The sequence below is a fragment of the Mangrovibacterium marinum genome (genome assembly GCF_003046625.1).
Lineage (GTDB): Bacteria > Bacteroidota > Bacteroidia > Bacteroidales > Prolixibacteraceae > Mangrovibacterium > Mangrovibacterium marinum.
Window position 1 is genome coordinate 223,004 of sequence record NZ_QAAD01000004.1, and the last position, 21,471, is coordinate 244,474.

15 protein-coding genes, 1 tRNA gene and 1 CRISPR repeat array are annotated in these 21,471 nt (G+C 45.1%); all 16 genes read left to right on the forward strand.

Annotated features, from left to right (window positions below):
• Window positions 1-28 precede the first annotated feature (28 nt).
• The 16 genes from asnA (at window position 29) to C8N47_RS05455 (ending at window position 21,341) form a co-directional block, all read left to right on the forward strand.
• The gene (gene asnA, locus C8N47_RS05380) at window positions 29-1,063 is read left to right on the forward strand and encodes an aspartate--ammonia ligase (protein WP_107821500.1); all 1,035 of its coding nucleotides are present in this window, start codon (window positions 29-31) and stop codon (window positions 1,061-1,063) included.
• A 142-nt stretch (window positions 1,064-1,205) separates the two neighbouring features.
• Window positions 1,206-1,279: transfer RNA gene (locus tag C8N47_RS05385), tRNA-Arg, on the forward strand.
• Window positions 1,280-1,690: 411 nt separating this feature from the next.
• Window positions 1,691-2,605, forward strand: coding sequence for a helix-turn-helix transcriptional regulator (locus C8N47_RS05390; RefSeq protein ID WP_107821501.1), 915 nt, complete (start codon window positions 1,691-1,693; stop codon window positions 2,603-2,605).
• A gap of 44 nt (window positions 2,606-2,649) precedes the next feature.
• Window positions 2,650-2,982: an HIRAN domain-containing protein gene (locus C8N47_RS05395; RefSeq protein WP_107821502.1), complete on the forward strand. Its 333-nt coding sequence runs from the start codon at window positions 2,650-2,652 to the stop codon at window positions 2,980-2,982.
• A 34-nt stretch (window positions 2,983-3,016) separates the two neighbouring features.
• Complete coding sequence (cas6, locus tag C8N47_RS05400) at window positions 3,017-3,895, forward strand: CRISPR-associated endoribonuclease Cas6 (protein WP_245915677.1); 879 nt, start codon at window positions 3,017-3,019, stop codon at window positions 3,893-3,895.
• A gap of 230 nt (window positions 3,896-4,125) precedes the next feature.
• A complete protein-coding gene (locus C8N47_RS05405) occupies window positions 4,126-5,550 on the forward strand; it encodes a type I-B CRISPR-associated protein Cas8b1/Cst1 (protein WP_107821567.1) in 1,425 nt (474 codons plus the stop codon).
• A gap of 12 nt (window positions 5,551-5,562) precedes the next feature.
• Window positions 5,563-6,660: a type I-B CRISPR-associated protein Cas7/Cst2/DevR gene (cas7i, locus tag C8N47_RS05410; RefSeq protein WP_211316052.1), complete on the forward strand. Its 1,098-nt coding sequence runs from the start codon at window positions 5,563-5,565 to the stop codon at window positions 6,658-6,660.
• Window positions 6,660-7,319: a type I-B CRISPR-associated protein Cas5b gene (gene cas5b, locus C8N47_RS05415; RefSeq protein ID WP_107821504.1), complete on the forward strand. Its 660-nt coding sequence runs from the start codon at window positions 6,660-6,662 to the stop codon at window positions 7,317-7,319. The genes cas7i and cas5b overlap by 1 nt, the downstream gene beginning before the upstream one ends.
• Window positions 7,316-9,652 carry a CRISPR-associated helicase/endonuclease Cas3 gene (locus C8N47_RS05420; RefSeq protein WP_107821505.1) on the forward strand — a complete coding sequence of 779 codons (2,337 nt, stop codon included), beginning with the start codon at window positions 7,316-7,318 and terminating at the stop codon, window positions 9,650-9,652. The genes cas5b and C8N47_RS05420 overlap by 4 nt, the downstream gene beginning before the upstream one ends.
• A gap of 60 nt (window positions 9,653-9,712) precedes the next feature.
• A complete protein-coding gene (locus C8N47_RS05425) occupies window positions 9,713-10,294 on the forward strand; it encodes a hypothetical protein (protein WP_107821506.1) in 582 nt (193 codons plus the stop codon).
• A 21-nt stretch (window positions 10,295-10,315) separates the two neighbouring features.
• Window positions 10,316-11,155, forward strand: coding sequence for a hypothetical protein (locus C8N47_RS05430; RefSeq protein ID WP_146161435.1), 840 nt, complete (start codon window positions 10,316-10,318; stop codon window positions 11,153-11,155).
• 37 nt (window positions 11,156-11,192) lie between these two features.
• Window positions 11,193-11,702 carry a CRISPR-associated protein Cas4 gene (cas4, locus tag C8N47_RS05435; protein WP_107821508.1) on the forward strand — a complete coding sequence of 170 codons (510 nt, stop codon included), beginning with the start codon at window positions 11,193-11,195 and terminating at the stop codon, window positions 11,700-11,702.
• 94 nt (window positions 11,703-11,796) lie between these two features.
• Window positions 11,797-12,165 carry a four helix bundle protein gene (locus C8N47_RS05440; RefSeq protein WP_146161436.1) on the forward strand — a complete coding sequence of 123 codons (369 nt, stop codon included), beginning with the start codon at window positions 11,797-11,799 and terminating at the stop codon, window positions 12,163-12,165.
• Window positions 12,166-12,204: 39 nt separating this feature from the next.
• Window positions 12,205-13,209 (forward strand): type I-B CRISPR-associated endonuclease Cas1b, encoded by a 1,005-nt coding sequence (gene cas1b / locus C8N47_RS05445; protein ID WP_107821510.1) that lies wholly within the window; start codon window positions 12,205-12,207, stop codon window positions 13,207-13,209.
• The gene (gene cas2, locus C8N47_RS05450) at window positions 13,209-13,472 is read left to right on the forward strand and encodes a CRISPR-associated endonuclease Cas2 (protein ID WP_107821511.1); all 264 of its coding nucleotides are present in this window, start codon (window positions 13,209-13,211) and stop codon (window positions 13,470-13,472) included. The genes cas1b and cas2 overlap by 1 nt, the downstream gene beginning before the upstream one ends.
• Window positions 13,473-13,698: 226 nt before the next feature.
• Window positions 13,699-18,961: a CRISPR direct-repeat array (repeat unit 30 nt; unit sequence CTCCCAATCGCACCATACTGGAATTGAAAC).
• 892 nt (window positions 18,962-19,853) lie between these two features.
• On the forward strand, window positions 19,854-21,341 hold the full coding sequence (locus C8N47_RS05455) for a Gfo/Idh/MocA family protein (protein ID WP_107821512.1): 1,488 nt from the start codon (window positions 19,854-19,856) through the stop codon (window positions 21,339-21,341).
• Window positions 21,342-21,471: the final 130 nt, after the last annotated feature.

Below are 21,471 nucleotides of genomic sequence, written 5' to 3' on the forward strand. Positions count from 1 at the left end.
ATATTAAACACGCTTTTATATTGACATTATGAAATTATATTTTCCGGAGAACTACAGTTCACCGCTCGATCTGAAGCAAACCGAGAAAGCCATTAAGCTGGTGAAAGACTTTTTTCAGCAGGATCTTTCCTCGGAGCTGAAATTGAGCCGCGTAACAGCACCCCTGTTTGTGTTAAAAGGAACAGGCATCAACGATGATTTAAATGGCACTGAACGTCCGGTAAGCTTTCCGGTAAAGGAGCTGAACGACCACCAGGCCGAAATCGTTCATTCGCTGGCTAAGTGGAAACGCATGGCTTTGGCCGACCTGGATTTTGAAGCCGGCTATGGTCTGTATACCGATATGAATGCCCTCCGTCCCGATGAAGAGCTGGATAATATTCACTCAATTTATGTTGACCAGTGGGATTGGGAGCGGGTGATTGTTCCCGAGGAACGGAATCTGGAGTTTTTGAAGAAGATTGTCCGGAAGATTTACACGGTTCTTTTGCGTACTGAATTTTATGTCTATGAGCATTATCCGCAAATCAAACCGATTTTGCCCGAAGAAATCACCTTTATCCATGCCGAAGACCTGGAAGCTCAATACCCTACGCTGACGCCTAAAGAGCGCGAAAACGAAGTGGCTAAAAAGTACGGAGCCGTTTTCATTATCGGAATCGGAGGTGCACTTCCCGGCGGCGAGAAGCATGACGGCCGTGCTCCGGACTACGACGACTGGTCGACCGAAACAGCGGAAGGCTATAAGGGGCTGAATGGCGATATCGTGATCTGGAATCCGGTATTGGAAAGCGCTTACGAGATCTCGTCGATGGGCCTCCGTGTTGATCAGCAAGCTCTGCTTAAACAGTTGCAGCTGACCAATACCGAAGAACGCGCGCAACTGATGTGGCACAAGCGACTGTTGGCAGGCGAACTGCCGCTTTCTATCGGAGGCGGTATCGGACAGTCGCGCATTTGCATGTATTTCCTCCGTAAGGCACATATCGGTGAAATTCAGTCGAGTATTTGGCCCGAGGAAATGTACGACCAATGCCGCAAGCATAATATTCACTTGGTTTAAATCTTTAGGGTGGTAAAAAAGAAGGCAAAAAATGCCCGTTGGGGGTTGCTTTCTATGATATTTTTATATCTTTGCCACCGCTTTCAGGAAAGCTGTTAATCGTTCAGTTTCGAACGTTGTTTTCGAAAGCAACAATAAGGATGCCTCGGTAGCTCAGTTGGATAGAGCAACTGCCTTCTAAGCAGTAGGTCATGGGTTCGAATCCCGTCCGGGGTACTGAATGGAGATGAGAGAGTTAACTGATTAGTTGATTCTCTTTTTTTATGCCTGTTTGCCAGCAACAGATTCAGCAATATTGATTTCTATTTGAAATTACCAGATGAATTTTATTCACTCGCCGGAGCTGGTGGTGATTGATAAGGTTTCCGGCTGGTAGCAGCGGCCTGTATATTTGCTGCCGATCAGCAATTGAATCGAGTCTTTAATTTATTCCCTGCCTTATGTCTCTTTGATTGTCTTTGGGAATTATCCATTTTCATTTTGGCGTTTCGCTTAATACTCAGGTTGAGAAATACTTGGTATAAGCTGGTGTGATGTATTTTTATTGTGTTTCGTTTGTCTATTAATAATATTGTTTTGTAACTTGGTTGGCAAATAATCCAATACACCGACTAACAACCAATAAAAATGATCAAGGAACAGCATAAACTGGGGCGTTTGCTGGAGATTATGATTTATTTGTCCAGTGGAATCCGGCGAAGTTTACACGAGCTGTCCGAGCGGTTTGAAATTTCTGAGCGGACGGCTTTCCGCTACATCCAAACCTTTCGGGATGCTGGTTTTATTATTCCAAAGCCGCACGACGGCTTATATCAAATCGATAAAAGTTCCCCCTATTTTAAAGAGATTAGCGAGCTGTTGCACTTTTCGAAAGAAGAAGCCTTTATCCTTCAGCGGGCCATTCATTCTATCAGCGACGAAAATTTGCTGAAGCAAAAATTGGTGGCCAAATTGTATGCCCTCTACGATTTCGATCGGGTTGCCGATACGATTGTCAAGCAGGAATACTCGGAAAATATTCACCAGCTCATGCGGGCCATCCGCGAGAAGCGCAAGGTGATCCTGAAAGGTTATTTGTCGGCAAACTCGAATGAGGAAAAAGATCGGCTGGTGGAGCCTTTCGAGTTTACCACCAATTATGTTTCCATTTGGGCCTACGATACGGAAGATGGGATCTGTAAGACTTTCAAGAATACGCGGATTGCATCGGTGGTGGTGCTCGATGAACCCTGGTGCGATGAAAGCCGGCATGCAACGCTTCCGATGGATGTTTTTCGGATTAATGCGCCGGAGCAGCAGTGGGTGGAGCTGGAGTTGAGCATCCGGGCCGGGGAGCTTTTGAAAGAGGAATATCCCTTGTCCGAGGGATACATTACCGAATTGGCGGAGGGGCGTTTCCGCTTTGCTGCGCCGGTGAGTGGTTTCGAAGGGGTGGGGCGCTTCATCATGGGGCTGGCCTCCGAAATTCGGGTGCTGTCGCCGCCCGGGCTCAAAGAATTTATTCAAAATAAAGCAAAAAAAATCAGCACTGACATAAGTTGACAGTACGAGAAACGAAATTGGGCTTCTCATTCAATTTTTAACTTATGGAACGGATACATTACAAAAATTTTTCGGTAGCTGGATTTAGCTACTACGAAGGTGTGCTGGTGTTTAACAAGTTGAAAATCGGCACCAAACTTACACTGCGGGCCGAGCCCGACAATAAATACGATCCGCTGGCAGTGGCCATCTACTACAAAAGGCACAAGCTGGGCTTTGTGCCGCGCAACTCAAACTATTCGCTGGCAAAGCTGCTTGGCGCCGGCCACCGGATCTTCGAAACAAGAGTGCAGTATGTCGATCAAACGGCTTCGCCCGAGGACCAGCTGGGCGTGGTGGTTTTTATTAAAAGTGAAGAAAAACCGGAGCAGGCTTAAAAGGCTGCTCCACAACTAAAATAACCGCATCGCAATGAGATTCAAAATTACCTTTAACCGCACCACCAGGCAACGCATGTTGCCCATGGATTACCAGTATTACATCAGCGCCTGGATTTACAAGGTGCTGAAACAGGCCGACAGTGATTTTGCCCAATTTCTGCACGAAAGAGGCTACGGGCAAAGCGACTCGAAATTGTACAAACTTTTTTGTTTTTCGCGGCTCAATTTCGGGAGGCCGAAGTTATGGAAAGAGAAAAAGCTGTTCGAAATCTCGGCTCCGCAAATCGAGCTGCAGATCTCGTTCGACGTTGACCAGGCAGCCACCAACTTCATCAAAGGCCTCTTTATGAGCCAGGAATTTTACCTTGGCGACCGGTTTAACGGGATTGATTTTAAGGTGACTGGTGTTGAAGCTTTGCCCGAACCCGAATTCCGGGAAACCATGCGCTACCGCCTGCAAACGCCCTGGGTGGTTAGTTTTCAGCCCGAAGCAGCCTGCAACCCGCAGTACCTCTCGCCCGGCGACGAGGCCTTTGATGCACTGGCCACAAAGCACCTGATTGAAAAATACAACAACACCCGACAGCCATTGTCCATCGGTACAGAACAAGTCGGCATGCGCAGGTTGACCGATTTTAAACGGGCCGGCTTTGTGGTCAAGCCCGGAACCGCGCAGCAAACCCGGATTGTGGGTAACCTCTTCGACTTTGAACTAACAGCTCCGGTTGAGCTTCACCGCCTGATTTGGAATGCCGGTGCGAGCGAAAAAAGCAGCAGTGGATTTGGATGGGTCGAAATAGTTCCAGCTAACTTTTTGTCCGGATCGAACCGAAATGGCTGCGATGGCCACCGAAATAAAGCCGGATTGAACCGAAATATTGTCGGATCAGTCCGAAATGTCAGCGGATGAACTGGAAATACCTGCGGATTGGACCGAAATGCTTGCGGATTGGACCGAAATAGCAGCTGACGATACCGAAATAACCGCGACCTGGGTCGAGAACCCTGGAAACGACCAATTATAAACTTAAATGAAATAGACAATGAAACAAACGCAAATGAACCGGAAACATAGGGTTGAGGCCTTCTTCCAACCCTGACAGGTTTCTAAAACCTGTCAGGATTAAAACGAATATGAACATGAAACAAAACTACAAAACAGTCGACTACGAGTGGCTGACAAAGGCCACGGGCGATCCGTTTGCGGATGCGGGCGGATATGCCATTGAATATCTTTCGGAGAAATTCCCCGAAAAGGATATTCTTGAACTGATTGACTACATTACGACTATCTACGTTAAGAAATGGGGCGGAAAACTTGACGCATTTTTCCTAAACTCAAAAATCACAAACAACGCATTTAAAGGGAACAAAAAAATTGAAGAAACCAAAAAATATTTCAAGAGCTTAGTTGATGAATCTGAATCAATAGAATTTGGATACTGCCGAGTGACTGGACGAGAAGCAAAATTATTTTTTGCTGGAAGGAATAATTCCGTCATGACTGGCTCTGGTAAACTCATCAACTTTCATCACTTTTTCCAAAGAGGAATTTCCCTTTCAAAAGAAGCATTGATTCGGATACACTTTGTGCCATTTGCATGTCAGCAATTACAAGGAAAAATTAGCTTGATGCAAAGCAGTAATCGGACTCTAAACAACTTGTTTGTGAAATTAACAGTTGAAAAGAACCTTCACGAAATTGGTGTTGGATTATCTGAAGGTATTGCAAAATCGGACTATAAAAAGCCGGCCAATGCTATTTTCGACTTTGTTGACTCAGCTCTTTCACAATTAGCTGAATTTCGAGAAGGCAATATCCTGCCATCGTTGACATTGTATCACTTTACAAATTTTGGGGCTACTCCAGAGATTCAACTTTATCAACTTCCGGCGAAAGTCTTCTTATTTTATAGAACCTGTTTGCAACCCCGTTTCAAAGAGGATTGGCAGAAGTTTGTACGTTCACATTACTACGATGGGAAACACAAGGGAGCTAAATACAATCTGCAATCTGGGAAGTTCGAATTGGTAAAATCGAAGGAAACCGAGGTTATTGACTTCGATGATTACAAACAATGGTTTAACCGGATTTTGAATAAACTCTTAATAGACGAAAACATCCGACCTGAGATTTTGCGCTGGTCGCGTAAGCATCCATTCAATTTTGAAATAGTATCCATCTATCAACAAAACATTATAGGTATGAAAAAAGAAACCATCCTTAAAATCAAAGAATTGGCCGCGTTCCTAGTCAGGGAGGAAGATGCCGACAAAATCAAAAAGCGTATTAAGGCACTCGACGGGGCTAAGAATGCATCGGCATTGCGCCGCTTTATTTTAAAAGACGTAGTGGCCGCAAACTATGTGGCCATGAATGAAAATCCAATAGTGACTGTCGATGACTATGTGAACTATCTGTTCCCCGATGGCTCTTATTGGGCCGAAATCAGGGATATTCTGCTTATTGCCATCTATCAGGAGCTGCATGAAAGGGATTTAATTTCCGAAGAGCTTAAAGTAGAATTGGATTCAGAAGTTGAAGAAGAAGTAATTAACGATTAAATCAAATTAATAATGAAAAACATTAAGACACAAGGATTCGTCTTGATAGACGTAGATGTTGTGGCATTGAACAATGCCGGAAAAAACACGCAAAGCAACAACGACAATGCAATTGCAACTAAATCCATCCGTAAAAACGGACGTAGTTACGTTTATGTATCTGGTCAGGCTTGGCGTTATTGGTGGCGCGAAGCTCTGCAAAAGAATCAAGGCTGGGGCTTATCCCCAATTACTAGAGACGGTAAAATTGCGTTTACCAATGCCGACCCGTTGAAGTACGCAGATGACGATGTGTTTGGTTACATGCGTGCAGCCAAGGATGCGCAATTGGGTGAAAACGGAGAACCAGTAAAAGACAAAAAAGGAAACATCAAAATGACCAACGTAACGGTTACCCGTGTATCTCCGTTGAAAAACTCAGCAATCATTTCGGCCGCAAGTGTCCGTCCCGAAGAAAATTGGTCGAGCATGTCACGCCAGCAAGGTGATGCGGTTCCATACGAAAAACAAGAATATTGTGCCATTATGAAAGGCATGTTCAGTTTAGACCTTTCGATGGTTGGAACTTTCTCGAACTACGACAGAACTGGCTATAAGAACCTTTCGATTACATTACAGGAAGAAGCTCTTAAAGATGGTGCCGAAGAAATTAATGATCCGTTTGTATTCGACGCAAAAGGAAATCCCAAGAAAATGATTCGGTTGGCAAAAGATGTTCGCAAGAAAAGAGCCAACGATACTATTCAAGCACTCAAGACCATTTCAGGAGGAGCTATGCAGACTAATAATATGGGCGATGTAACTCCCAAATTTGTTATTCTGGCAACCACTACAACCGGCAACCATCCGTTCAGTCATGTAGTCGGGAGCAAAGGACAACGCGACGAAGAGGTGGTTTTCAATTCAGAAGGATTGGTTGAAGTGTTGAAAGACTACAAGGATACTTTCGAAGGAACTGTCTTTATCGGTCGTCGAAGCGGATTTATGGACGAGATCGGAGATGACCTGAGAGCGTTGGAAGCGACGAAAGATATTCCGGCGGTGAAAGTACTATCAGTAAACGAAGCCATCGACCAGTATTGCGAACAAATGAAATCACAGATCGAATAATGAGAGCATTCCGTATCAAAATTAACTCGTGGACTTCGAGCTTTCGATACCCGAACTTGATTTCGGGTTTTCAACCTACGCTTGAAGTTCCGCCAGTGAGTACGGTTATGGGCTTAATTAATGCGGCATCGGGTAAATATTTGGAGAACCGACAAATTGAGTTGGGCTATTATTTCGATTTCAAAATCAAAACCGTTGATTTGGAAACAATCTATCAAATCAAAGCAAATGATAAGAATTATCCGGACAACACCGTGAAATCGAATGTAATCCAACGTGAATTTCTTTACGATTGTCAGTTGTTCCTTTATTTAACTGAAGAGGCATTGGTTTCCTGTTTCCGCCAACCCGTTTACCAACTTTTGTTGGGACGAAGCGGCGACTTGGCCGGAATCGAAAGCATCAAGGAAGTAAAACTGAAAGAGGTAAGCAATGCTCGATTTGCCGGTCAGGTCATCCCTTTCAACGGGAACTACTTGCCGGGACAAATTCAGGCCTTGCCCAAATACTTCAGCAATACAATTCCTCGTAAAAATATGGGAACCGAACCGTACTCTGTAATTTCCTACAACAATCCGGTCAATTCGCAATTAACCGGATTCAGGTCTGAATTGGAAGAATTTGATAGTGACATTTACTTTCATAAGTTTGAAGTATGACAACTAATACAAAGGAGGTTCTGGCTAAATCGGAACCTCCAATATCCTTAAAACAGCATGTCGATGAGTGCCTATGCGTTTACGAATCGCTTCGGAAAGCTTTTGGCCGTTTGCCGGTGGACGATTTGAATCATTTCTGGGAGCTTGTTCGTTTAGGTATCGTTTTTCACGATTTGGGAAAATCGCATTCCGAATTTCAGAAGATGCTTGAAGGGAAGCGGGCAAACTGGTACCAGCAGCGACACGAGCTGTTTTCAACGCCTTTTATCGATCGGTTAGATTTGTCTGAAGAGGATAAGTTGCTTTTAAAGCTGATTGTTGCCGGGCATCACAAAGATTTCAATTTTTTGTTCGAGCATATTCAAAAAGGATATCAAACAGGTGAAGATCTACTTTCGTTAGGTGAAGACGGGAAACTGGATTGGGACGAAGAAACAAAGAAATTGGATGAGCAATTTATCCAATCGTTTTTGAAGGCATACGGTGTTAATTTAAAGCCAAGCCCGGTGGCCTTACCCGCTCAGCTGGTTAAAGATTATACACGCAAACCGGTCAATTCAACAAACACCAATTTTCCGGGATTACTTTTGGCCGCAGGTGCGCTGAAACAATGTGATCACTCGGCCTCTGCCGGAGTTTTTAATATGAATGTTTTAGAAGATAAGCACTTCAGTTTCTTGTACGAAGCCAAGTGGGCTCCATATTTTCACCAGCAAAAGGCTTCAGAAACTATCGGAAACATTGTACTAACGGCTCCTACTGGTTCGGGCAAGACAGAAGCATCGCTGATGTGGTTACACAAGCAAATGAAAGAAAAAGGCCAGGGGCGAACGTTTTACATTCTGCCGTTTACAGCTTCTATCAATGCCATGTTCGAACGGCTTGACGAGAAGATGCAGGGCAATAATGAAATTGTGGGACTTGTTCATGGCAAACTTTCTGAATTCATCGAAAGCCGGTTTGGAAGAGAAGATTATAGCTGGCAAAACGAAAAACTAAAACGAGAATTAAAAGAGAGCTTCAGGGCTTTGGTACCACCGATAAAAGTGGCAACTCCGTTCCAATTGTTGAAATCGATTTTCGGATTGAAAGGTTTTGAAAAAGGCATTTTCGAAATGAGTGGAGGCTACTTCATTTTCGACGAAATTCATGCGTACGATCCCGAAGTAACCGCGCAAATAAAGGTATTGATTGAGTTTGCCACCAAATTCCTGAATGTGCAAGTTTGTTTAATGACAGCCACTTTGCCAACGTTTCTGAAAAAAGAGTTTACCGATGCTATTGGCGAGCATTCCGAAATTAGTGCCGATGCTGAGCTTTATCAATCGTTTATCCGCCATCGCATCAAGGTTGCCGACGGGCTACTCTCGGAACACATCGATGATATTCAACAAAGATTAGATGCTGGAGACAAAGTTCTGGTGGTTAGCAATACAGTGAAACAAGCCCAAGCGATTTACAATAGTTTGGACGCTTCAAAAAAAGTGTTGCTCCACAGTGCTTTTAATGGTATAGACCGAAACAAGAAAGAAGCGGAATTGATGACTGATGAAGTAAAACTATTGGTTGGTACGCAAGCCATTGAGGTTAGTTTGGACATTGATTACGATGTGATTTTTACCGAACCTGCCCCATTGGATGCCTTGTTGCAACGCTTTGGGCGTGTGAATCGTCATCGGAAATTTATCCCAGACAGGGTTCAAAACCCTGTCTGGGATGAAAAACCCAATACCGGGCAACTTCTATTTCGTCCACCATGCGACTGCTTCGTTTTCTCCGAACAGAACGACGTAGATAAATACATTTATAAAAATGAGGAGGTTATCAAACGAACTTTAGATGCGCTCAGAACAATTCAATCGAAAAAATCAGGTATAGTTGCCGAGAATGAACTTCAATTTTATATTGATCAAGTTTATCCAAATTGGTCGGAAAGAGAAAAAGAAGATTTCGAACGGGTATATACGAATTTGAGTGCAGATGTTCGTGTGAATCTCGCTCCATTTATCTATTATCCTCATCGCGAAGAAGAGTTTGAGAAGCAGTTCGACGGGATAAAAGTTCTTCCTTCAGCGTTGATGACGAAATATCAGGAATTTATGGAAGCGAATAAATTTATTAAGGCTGAATCGCTAAAAGTATCCATAACAACACGGCGTTTTGCATCCTTAATCTCTAAAGATGGAGTTCATCGCGATGTTTTGGCCTATCAATTACTTAAAAAAGAAGAAATCAAAGAACAATCCTATTTCATCATCGATCGCAAATACGACCACGAATTAGGTCTGCAGATTGACCTTGAAGAGCAAGTTGAATTTGAAAACATACTGTAACATTAACCAACCCTGCCAGGCTCCAAACCTGGCAGGGATAGCCGAGCAAAACCAAACAACATGGATGAGGACGAACTTTACAATCGATTTAAAGAACTCAGCGATCTCAAGGAGGCGATCGAGGCCAATGGGAAAGCTTTTCACGGGAAGCTTGGTCAGGATCTTTTTGATTTGGTTTTTGGCTACTGGCCGGAGATGGTGGCCTGCCGTGCGGAGATGGAAGTTCCTTTGCGGGAGCTTACGGTTGCTTATTCGCACGAAGCCATGGAAAGTCTGAATGCTGCCCAATACTATTTACGGACCGGGGCCGCCGTTCCGCAGACAGCTCCGGTTCCGCAACCCTTGTCGGCGACCGATGCTGAGGAGCGGGCGTTGAAATTGCATCGCGAAATGCCGGATGTTGATATGGACGAATGGCGGGAGATTGTATGGGAAGATTTTCAATGGCAAATGAAAGCCAATCATTTTGTACATCGCATTCACAAGCTCATGAAACGAGCAATGACTGATTTCTACCTGGACGATTTACTGGAGCTGGATGGCAAGCATCTTTTGCTGTTGGATGAATATTTGTATATAATGGGAGCTTCTCAGTTTGCCGAGGAGCTGTATAAACTGATGGATGACCGTGAACCGGAATAAATGGTATTAAACAAATTTGATATGAAACGCTACATTGAACAATTGATCGACGATATCCGGCAGGCCAGCTGGAATGTAAACCCGCCGCACGAGCTGTGGGCCAAGTCGAAAGCTGATCCGGACGACGAACTGGAGCTGGAAGATATGTCGTTCGCCGAGCAATATATTTATGGCGAGCAGCAGCCTATTGGCCAGATTACGGGTATCGGCCCCGGGCAACTTCCGGCCCCCGAAAAGCTAAGCGTCGATGAACAGGCACAGTTGGCTGTGGAGTTGGAAAAACTGCTGGACCTGTTTCATTTTAAGCTCGATTTTCCGGAATCGTTTCCGGCTAGTTTGCGGTACCCGTTTATCCGCAATTTCTGGAGCGAGTCGCATGTCCCGTTGTCGTTTGGCGAAAACCACATTGAGTTTTGCGATATGGAAGAAGAAAATTGCCCGTTTCCCGGGTACTGTACCACTTGTAAGGAAGCAGCGGAACAAATGCGCATTGATGAGGAACAGGAGAAGGGGGCCAAATGTGTTTTTGATTTCGACTTTGATGTAGAGGATTTGTTGCCCTCGCTCGAACAAATTAGAGAATGCGCCAGGGAAAATCGGGAGCTACGTGAGAAAGAAGACGAGCTGGATGAGAATGGGGATGAGGAAGATGATGAATGCGTTGTGCCGGATTTTCAAGATGGATTTTTTGACGATGACGGCAGCCCGATTGATCCGGAATCTGTTCCCGTTCCCGGACTGTGTGTCATTTGTAAAATGTACCAGGTTGACGACCCCGAGGAAAACCTGTTGTGCCTGATGAACCGATTTGACCAGCGAAACGACGACGACTTTCAATGTGGCATGTTCGAGAAAATTTAAAGCATCAATCCCTTCAATCTCCTCAATCCTTTAACCCATGAACATTACCGGAACCCATTTCAACTATTACCTCATTTGCCATCGCAAGCTGTGGCTGTTTGCCAATGGCATTAACATGGAGTCGACCTCCGACCTGGTTTACGAAGGCAAGTTGCTGCACGAAACATCGTACCCGCGCCGCAGCGAGAAGTACCGCGAGATTGAACTGGATGGCATTAAAATCGACTACTTCGACCCGAAAAATAAAGTGGTGCACGAGATTAAAAAGTCGGACAAGCACGAGGAAGCTCACGAGTGGCAGGTTAAATATTACTTGTATGTGTTGGAGCGTAATGGGGTGGTGGGGGCAACCGGTTTGCTGGAATACCCGCGCCTGCACAAAACCGACGAGGTGCTGCTCACCACGCCCGACCGGGAGGCCATAACCGAAATGCTTGAAAAGATAGCGACCATCATTCAGGCGGAACGGTGCCCGGAGCGGATAGCCAAAACTAGATGCAAGAATTGCAGTTATTTCGATTTTTGCTGGAGTGGAGAGGGGGATTGATAGGATTGATAGGATTGATGGGATTGATAGGATTGATGGGATTGATGGGGGTGAACAATGTCATTTAATAAAGAAACACAAAAAACAAAAGCATATGGACAACAAGGAATGGCTGAATTATAAAATTGAAATTCGCGAACGGCTAAGGGTATTTGCCTTGAAAATATTGGAGCTATCTGAAATGTTCCCGAACTCGAACCGAGGCCGGATTCTCAATAATCAGCTAACAAGGTCGGGTTCATCGATGTACGCCAATTATCGGGCTGCTTTACGGGGACGGTCTAAAGCGGAATTTTTTGCCAAATTATCAATAGCTGTTGAGGAGGCTGATGAAACAGAAATGTGGCTGGATCTTATTATTGCTTCAGGGCTTTTGACTTCAGATTCTATGCCGGGATTATATGCAGAGAGCGTGGAGCTTTTGAAAATTCTTTCGTCAATGCGAAAACGTAGTTCAAATTGATCAATCCCCTCAATCTACTCAATCCCCTCAATCTACTCTATGAAAAAAACTTACTACCTATTCAACCCCGGCCGGCTGCAACGCCGCGATAATACGTTGAAATTTACCCCTTACGACGAGGAAGGCAAGGAACAGAAACCACGATTCCTGCCGGTTGAAAACGTGGGGGAGTTGTATTGTTTCGGAAACCTCGATGCCAATTCGGCACTTTATAATTTTCTGGGGCAGGAGCAGGTCCCGATTCATTTTTTCGACTATTACGAAAACTATACCGGCTCGTTTATGCCGCGCGAAGCGCTCATCTCGGGCAAAATGCTGATTGCCCAGGTGAAATGTCAACAGAACCGCAAAACCCGGATCGATCTGGCCCAGCGCATACTCGATGGCGCCAGCTTCAACATGGTCAAGAACCTGCGTTATTACAACAGCCGGGGCAAAGACCTGGAGCCGATTATTGAGAGCATTGAAGCGCTGAGCCCGAAAATAAGCCAGACGACTGCGGTTGACGAACTGATGGGAATTGAGGGGAACATCCGCAAAAATTATTACGAGGCCTTCGAGTTGATTATTAACGATTTCAGCATGAATGGCCGTTCGTACCGCCCGCCACAGAACGAGGTGAATGCACTGATTTCGTTTGGAAACATGATGTGCTACAGTCAATGTCTGCGGGCAATTCATCAAACTCAACTTAACCCAACGATCAGTTTTTTGCACGAGCCGGGCGAACGCCGGTTTTCGTTGTCACTCGACCTGGCCGAGGTTTTTAAGCCGCTGCTGGTCGATCGGGTGATTTTTAAAGTGATGAATAAAAAGATGATCCAGACCAATCATTTCGAGGAACAACTCAACAGGGTAACCCTAAAGCCAAACGGAAAAAAGACTTATGTGCAAGCCTTCGAGGAGCGGCTGGGCGAGACAATCAAACACCGGACACTGGGGCGCCCGGTTAGTTACAAGCACCTGATAAAGCTGGAGTGTTACAAATTACAAAAGCACTTGTTAGGCATTGAAGAGTATAAACCGTTTAAAATGTGGTGGTAATGTATGTGATAGCTGTTTACGACGTGGGACAGAAGCGCGTTGCGAAGATGTTGAAGCTGTGCCGGCGCTATTTAAACTGGATTCAGAATTCGGTATTTGAAGGCGAAATTAGCGAAGCGAAGTTGTTGGAATTGAAGCAGGAGGCCATGATGATTATGGACGATGAGGACGATAGCCTGATTATTTTTAAGGCCAGGCAGGAGAAATGGCTCGAAAAGGAAATTGTTGGTCAGGAACGTCAGAATCTTGACACGTTTTTGTAGGCCCAAGTTGTCGAAAGCAGATTTTTGGGGAAGACGAAAGCGAAATTGAAACCGAAAATATTTTCCTGAGTTCTTTGACGTGTTGAAAATTAATGATTTAGACTTGCTTGTCGATACCCCGGCGAAAATTCAGTTTGGGTGATCGACAATTAAATAGCAGAAAAATACTATTTTTGAAATCGGTAGTTCATTGATAATGAACTCTTTTTTTTGAGTCGTCGAACGGCTCCCAATCGCACCATACTGGAATTGAAACGGACAAAACAGGTTTTTTGCTGTCATTGCTCCGGCTCCCAATCGCACCATACTGGAATTGAAACTCAATATAAAGCCGATAGCCGAAAGGACAAATTCCTCTCCCAATCGCACCATACTGGAATTGAAACATCCGAATTGTACTGCTTCAAAAGAATTGCATCGTTGCTCCCAATCGCACCATACTGGAATTGAAACTGCTTAACTGAGTCATTCCAGCCCACGTATCGCGCTCCCAATCGCACCATACTGGAATTGAAACTACAATATCATGTATCGGTATCATGACTCTCTTTCCACTCCCAATCGCACCATACTGGAATTGAAACATGAAATTTATATTACTTAAATAATCTGGCTCGGGTGCTCCCAATCGCACCATACTGGAATTGAAACGTCTGCTTCTGCCCCCCAAGTTGTACTATCGTTTACTCCCAATCGCACCATACTGGAATTGAAACATATGTATGTGTTAATGATTCGACAGAACCGCCACCTCTCCCAATCGCACCATACTGGAATTGAAACAGGTGTATGGGCAAATCCTGCCCGGCCGAAAAAACCTCCCAATCGCACCATACTGGAATTGAAACGATATATGACGGGCTGCTGTATTCAAGGAAAAGTGTCTCCCAATCGCACCATACTGGAATTGAAACATGTCTGTAAGGATCGGGAGAATGTTTTTGAGGACTCCCAATCGCACCATACTGGAATTGAAACGTACGATTTGACCTACCGGATTGATACCGGCAACACTCCCAATCGCACCATACTGGAATTGAAACAAAATAAGCCTATCGACAGGATGGCCGATCCGCTGTCTCCCAATCGCACCATACTGGAATTGAAACAAAATCACCGTTAAAAGTGAGCTTATCGATTTTGCTCCCAATCGCACCATACTGGAATTGAAACCCACCAAACCGCACAAAGTCGCAAAAACCTGCTGCCTCCCAATCGCACCATACTGGAATTGAAACGTGAGCGTTGTCAGTTCGATAGTTTCAGTTGATTCGTCTCCCAATCGCACCATACTGGAATTGAAACTCAAAAATGAAGTCAAAGATGGCTCCTATGTTGAAGACTCCCAATCGCACCATACTGGAATTGAAACAAGAATGAAATGTGTTGGGCGGATCTGCGGGTTATCCTCCCAATCGCACCATACTGGAATTGAAACAGGATCTTCATTTCGTCATTCCAAATCTTGAACTGACTCCCAATCGCACCATACTGGAATTGAAACAGTTCATGGAAACGGAAACCGAAAAACGTGTACAGCCTCCCAATCGCACCATACTGGAATTGAAACTTTGCATACGGCGGCGTAAATGCGGGCGACAACATCCTCCCAATCGCACCATACTGGAATTGAAACTACCGAGGGCGGTAAGCTTGTAGAGCGCGAGTTTGCTCCCAATCGCACCATACTGGAATTGAAACTCAACTGCGGAACAAGGTGCGCGAATGCTTCCGTGCTCCCAATCGCACCATACTGGAATTGAAACAATACGTCAAAATTGATCAGGATGGCCGCGAGCGTCTCCCAATCGCACCATACTGGAATTGAAACAACCACGATTTATTCACAGACTTACCATTTTGAACTCCCAATCGCACCATACTGGAATTGAAACGAAGGTGGCGACGAGTACCAGATGTTGGTGAAAACCTCCCAATCGCACCATACTGGAATTGAAACAATCAATTAAATCGATGTGCAGCGTTCGCTTTTTCTCCCAATCGCACCATACTGGAATTGAAACTCGATATCGATTATGAAGATTACAGGGCACCGAACCCTCCCAATCGCACCATACTGGAATTGAAACAAAAGGATATGGATTTGCAGAACTACAGCCTTAACTCCCAATCGCACCATACTGGAATTGAAACAATCCACGAACTACGGTCTGAAGGAATGACCATTCTCCCAATCGCACCATACTGGAATTGAAACTTAGTATCCTTATCCTTATCTGTATCCTTATATATACTCCCAATCGCACCATACTGGAATTGAAACACACATACGAAAGACCTTCTTCTAGTCTCTGAAGCTCCCAATCGCACCATACTGGAATTGAAACGAAAACTCAGCAAGCGTGTCAATTCAAAATGGTAAGCTCCCAATCGCACCATACTGGAATTGAAACAAACAATCAAGGCGGCGAAGAAGGCGAAGCAAATCCTCCCAATCGCACCATACTGGAATTGAAACCGGCTAAACTCAATAAGCGAAGCCAATGGCATCAGCTCCCAATCGCACCATACTGGAATTGAAACTTATTATGAGTGGCTACAATGAAACCATGAGCCGGGCTCCCAATCGCACCATACTGGAATTGAAACGTGTATCATCAACCTCGGCTTTATGCTGGTCGAAACTCCCAATCGCACCATACTGGAATTGAAACAGTCGTATCAACCTCTTGTATTAAGTCGTCAAGACTCCCAATCGCACCATACTGGAATTGAAACTTCATTCAGCGCATCGTTGTCGGTAGGCAATCCGGTCTCCCAATCGCACCATACTGGAATTGAAACTAACTCGTCAATGCTAAGCCCCGCTTCCTGTGCAGCCTCCCAATCGCACCATACTGGAATTGAAACATACCAGTTTTGGCGAGGCCTGCGCCCAATTGGCCTCCCAATCGCACCATACTGGAATTGAAACTCACGTAGTCGATGCTGATGCGGGCGGCTTTCTCACTCCCAATCGCACCATACTGGAATTGAAACTAACTGCAATGATCGAGCACGGCATACCCAAACACTCCCAATCGCACCATACTGGAATTGAAACCCGTTACTTTTTCGAACTTACAGCTTAATAAGCAGCTCCCAATCGCACCATACTGGAATTGAAACAGGGCAAGCAGATAAAGAAGGTTGTGCGTATGACCACTCCCAATCGCACCATACTGGAATTGAAACCGCAACGGGCGAACGTCGAGCCTGTTTAGGCGCACTCCCAATCGCACCATACTGGAATTGAAACATCTCAAAACCATCGGCATCGGGCCACTCAATTAACTCCCAATCGCACCATACTGGAATTGAAACCACGGCATCGAGCAAGGGCATTGCGCAGGCCTCGCTCCCAATCGCACCATACTGGAATTGAAACATGCCAAGGCCAGCTATGCGCGTTCGATTGACCTTACTCCCAATCGCACCATACTGGAATTGAAACAGACCGAGAAGTTGGAGTTGGAGCAGCTATACCGCGCTCCCAATCGCACCATACTGGAATTGAAACACATTCAACTAAAAGGTCTGAAAATAAAAAGTTAAACTCCCAATCGCACCATACTGGAATTGAAACATCAGTCGCTTAAGTTTGTCGATCAATCGCCGCAAGCTCCCAATCGCACCATACTGGAATTGAAACGGTGTTCAATATTGATCTGAAGAAGCTGACCGTGCTCTCCCAATCGCACCATACTGGAATTGAAACATTGTTTTTAACCATTCCTGCACATCGAAACTCGGCTCCCAATCGCACCATACTGGAATTGAAACAATAAATCAACGAACACACCATCAGCCGGGTAACTGCCCCTCCCAATCGCACCATACTGGAATTGAAACAAACAAAAACAACAGCACGAACCTGCAATGCTGGCTCCCAATCGCACCATACTGGAATTGAAACACTATAATGACAATGCAGACTCTGGCTGGCGCGGCTCCCAATCGCACCATACTGGAATTGAAACTGATTCCGAAAGCTTGATCACCGAGCGGGCCAATCTCCCAATCGCACCATACTGGAATTGAAACTCGGCATCTATTTTTCGTGACACGGTCCGCGAACCGCTCCCAATCGCACCATACTGGAATTGAAACGTGATTGTAATAAATACCATGGTCTGTGGCGGAATCTCCCAATCGCACCATACTGGAATTGAAACGTGGGATCTTTATCGAGCGTAGTCAGTTCGAGATTCGCTCCCAATCGCACCATACTGGAATTGAAACTACAATCACATCCAGATCATAGATTCCGCATGAAATCTCCCAATCGCACCATACTGGAATTGAAACAATAAATCGGGAAATACTTGTAAAGTGCTCGGGTTCTCCCAATCGCACCATACTGGAATTGAAACACAGCGATTGTAAAAACGATCAAATTTAATAACCGCTCCCAATCGCACCATACTGGAATTGAAACGTACTTGAGATGCAGCGAACAAAAACTCAAAGATTCTCCCAATCGCACCATACTGGAATTGAAACTGCAGATAAAGGCAAAGGGTCGATAATGGCAGGTATTCTCCCAATCGCACCATACTGGAATTGAAACATTATAATTGATCCCATCCAAAGCAAGCAGCATCCCCTCCCAATCGCACCATACTGGAATTGAAACTTAACGACCCCATCGAGTAACCTGCCAATACAACTCCTCCCAATCGCACCATACTGGAATTGAAACAGGCCAATCATTCCTACAAAGCGTTATTAAGGCAAGCTCCCAATCGCACCATACTGGAATTGAAACAAAGTAACCCTCTTTGAAATAGTCGTTATGATTGATTCTCCCAATCGCACCATACTGGAATTGAAACTTGAAGGGCTATCGATGGTGCTTGACTCGTCTGATGTCTCCCAATCGCACCATACTGGAATTGAAACCGGCGAAGCGGACGTTTTAATGCGTGGTAACGGTCTCCCAATCGCACCATACTGGAATTGAAACCATACAGTTGCAAACAGGTCGAGCAGGTCGAATCCGGCTCCCAATCGCACCATACTGGAATTGAAACTAAATCCGAGCAACATTATTATACTGCAGCTGATCCTCCCAATCGCACCATACTGGAATTGAAACATCTTTCAGCTACAGCCATCTTCACATAGTCGGATACTCCCAATCGCACCATACTGGAATTGAAACTCAGTTCTGACAGCTTAATATCCCACTGGATGACACTCCCAATCGCACCATACTGGAATTGAAACCCAATAGCGACTGGCAGTGTCGGGTCGATATCGCCTCCCAATCGCACCATACTGGAATTGAAACGCATGTCCAGTTACTGGGGTTGGCTGAAACATGCACTCCTCCCAATCGCACCATACTGGAATTGAAACATAATTAGATTCTATCCATTTGTAAGAGAAATATCTCCCAATCGCACCATACTGGAATTGAAACGGTTGTCAACCTGGCTCTTGCCCGATTCCGACTTCTCCCAATCGCACCATACTGGAATTTAGCTAAGTTTGTCTATGGTTATAATTCGAACCTTTTTTGGTACATTTGTGTCAGTAGCCTGCACGGATAAGAGACTGCCAATAGCCTGGGGCGGAGGGACAGTGTTCGGCTGGAAACAGCGTGTAGGCTTCGAGCCCCAGGAAGCCCGGTTGAAAGCCGGGTTTTCTCTGAAAGTCTTACTCCGCAGAGGTGCTAAGGCGCCATGTCAATAACTGGTTTTGATTAGATGTGGAACGACAACCCGGCAACTTTTAAAACAACGACAACAGCATCGTCGAAAAATAGTAAACTTCGATCCCCGTTGGAGCTTCCCTTGGAATCATGAGTTTTGGGAGTTGAACCAAGAAACGACGTACGGCCGTACGTCTCGACAAATCTCCCCAACTTACAATACCAGAGTTGCAACTAGCCCGGTGAATAATAGGAAAACAAAAAATAAAAAAGTTATCTTGCGGGGCGATCTAATTTGCCGGGATAAATTAAAGTGACGGATAACGTGATTGTTCACTCGTGGGACGATCGTTATTTAAACTTTTCGCGAAGTCCATGGTCAAATTATCTTGCTGACGGGCATTTGCCAGGTGCACTGTTTCCGAAAATAATCCATCAGACATAAATAAGCCTGATTTATTGGTTTCAGGTATAGAATTTGTGTAATGAACGAATTAAGGTGTGTACGAACACACATTGGCTGTCCGGAGCTTTACCCGGATGTTTGGTGCGGTTTAATAAATGTAGAAAAGGGAGGAATGAGCTTGTTGCCCGGTTTCATGTAACTCAAAAGCCAGCTCATTTCAAGGAGTTGGTGAATGAGGGAAAACAAACGCTGGAGAATCTTTCGAAATAAGTATAATAAGCAAATAGTAACTAAAATAATTAACCATTAAAGCGAAATTATGAGCAAGAACAGAAGAGAATTTTTGAAGAATATTGCCTTGGGATCAGGAGCCATAGCGGCAACTTCAGTACTGTCGGCAGCGGCTCCGGCAGAAAAAGAAGAAGTGAAGTTCATCCGTAAATCTGCCGAACGGGTACCTGCTATGAAATTCAATATGTGTGGCTATGCCGCTCCTAAATTAGATAAAGTACGTATTGGCTTTGTGGGGATCGGCGACCGTGGTATTAGCGCAGTAGAACGTATGACTTATATCGAAGGCGTTGAGATTACAGCGATCTGCGATACGCGGCAAGCTGCCTTAGATGGCGCTCAGGCCAAATTAGCAAAAGCAGGCTTGCCTAAAGCAAAAGAGTTTACGGGTAGCGATACCGCTTTCAAAGACCTGTGCGAAAGTGGCTTGGTCGACTTGGTGTACACCGCTACTCCCTGGGAATGGCACGTTCCTGTTGGGCTGGCTGCCATGAACGCCGGAGCGCACGCTGCTATTGAAGTGTCGACAGCAAAAACCATGGACGAATGCTGGGAAATTGTGGAAACCTCGGAACGTACACGCAAGCACTGTGTCATTTTGGAGAACTGTTGCTACGACTTTTTCGAACTGTTAACCTTGAATATGGTTCGTCAAGGGGCTTTTGGCGACTTGATTCATGGCGAAGGTGCCTATATTCACGACCTTGATTACTGGCATTTCAATAAGCCGCAGGATGATAAGCCCGGCGGTGATGGTGCTTACGATAAATTATGGCGTTTGCACGAAAATACCCGTAAAGCCAATGTATACCCAACGCACGGCTTAGGCCCGATTTGTCAGGCCATGAACATCAACCGTGGTGACCGTTTGGACTACCTGACTGCCATGATGTCGGATGACTTCACCCTGGCGAAGCGGATTGAGGAGCTGGCTCCCGATCGTCCCGATTTAAGACAATTCCTCGGTAAAGAGATGCGTGGTAATATGGATATGCAAATGATTCGTACCGTAAAAGGACGAACTATCATGATTCAGCACGACATTAGCTCTCCTCGTCCTTACTCGCGCATTCACATGCTAAGCGGAACCAAGTGTTTTGCTCAAAAATGGCCTTTACAGCACATCGCATTCGGCCACAATATAGCTGATGAAGCTAAAATGAAGGAACTTCAGGAGAAATACCAACCGGAAATCGTACGCCGGGTCGGCGAGATGGCCAAACAAGTAGGTGGCCACGGCGGAATGGACTTTATGATGGACTGGCGTTTGATCGACTGTCTGCGTAATGGCCTGCCGATGGACATGGATGTGTATGATGCCGCTGCCTGGAGCTGTATTACACCGTTGAGTGAATGGTCCATTGCCAATGGCTCAAAACCGATTGCTATTCCCGACTTTACCCGTGGCGCATGGAAAACGAACAAGCCGGTGGATATTACCTTGAACGGTGGTGGCACAACCGGTGTTCGTAACCTGAAAGATGCTGACTCGAAAGGACAATTGAACGTTCATTAGTGAATTTTCATAAATCGTGAAATAACGATATCGCCTTTTTTGTTCCGAAGAAGTTGCTACGGCCTATAACACCGTGGAAACTTTTTCGGAACATCTTCTTTTAAAAAAAGAATGATTAGCGGGGGGAAGA

Coding starts and splice junctions, on each gene's coding strand:
- asnA (WP_107821500.1), top strand. CDS start 29: ATGAAATTATATTTTCCGGAGAACTACAGTTCACCGCTCGATCTGAAG.
- C8N47_RS05390 (WP_107821501.1), top strand. CDS start 1,691: ATGATCAAGGAACAGCATAAACTGGGGCGTTTGCTGGAGATTATGATT.
- C8N47_RS05395 (WP_107821502.1), top strand. CDS start 2,650: ATGGAACGGATACATTACAAAAATTTTTCGGTAGCTGGATTTAGCTAC.
- cas6 (WP_245915677.1), top strand. CDS start 3,017: ATGAGATTCAAAATTACCTTTAACCGCACCACCAGGCAACGCATGTTG.
- C8N47_RS05405 (WP_107821567.1), top strand. CDS start 4,126: ATGAAACAAAACTACAAAACAGTCGACTACGAGTGGCTGACAAAGGCC.
- cas7i (WP_211316052.1), top strand. CDS start 5,563: ATGAAAAACATTAAGACACAAGGATTCGTCTTGATAGACGTAGATGTT.
- cas5b (WP_107821504.1), top strand. CDS start 6,660: ATGAGAGCATTCCGTATCAAAATTAACTCGTGGACTTCGAGCTTTCGA.
- C8N47_RS05420 (WP_107821505.1), top strand. CDS start 7,316: ATGACAACTAATACAAAGGAGGTTCTGGCTAAATCGGAACCTCCAATA.
- C8N47_RS05425 (WP_107821506.1), top strand. CDS start 9,713: ATGGATGAGGACGAACTTTACAATCGATTTAAAGAACTCAGCGATCTC.
- C8N47_RS05430 (WP_146161435.1), top strand. CDS start 10,316: ATGAAACGCTACATTGAACAATTGATCGACGATATCCGGCAGGCCAGC.
- cas4 (WP_107821508.1), top strand. CDS start 11,193: ATGAACATTACCGGAACCCATTTCAACTATTACCTCATTTGCCATCGC.
- C8N47_RS05440 (WP_146161436.1), top strand. CDS start 11,797: ATGGACAACAAGGAATGGCTGAATTATAAAATTGAAATTCGCGAACGG.
- cas1b (WP_107821510.1), top strand. CDS start 12,205: ATGAAAAAAACTTACTACCTATTCAACCCCGGCCGGCTGCAACGCCGC.
- cas2 (WP_107821511.1), top strand. CDS start 13,209: ATGTATGTGATAGCTGTTTACGACGTGGGACAGAAGCGCGTTGCGAAG.
- C8N47_RS05455 (WP_107821512.1), top strand. CDS start 19,854: ATGAGCAAGAACAGAAGAGAATTTTTGAAGAATATTGCCTTGGGATCA.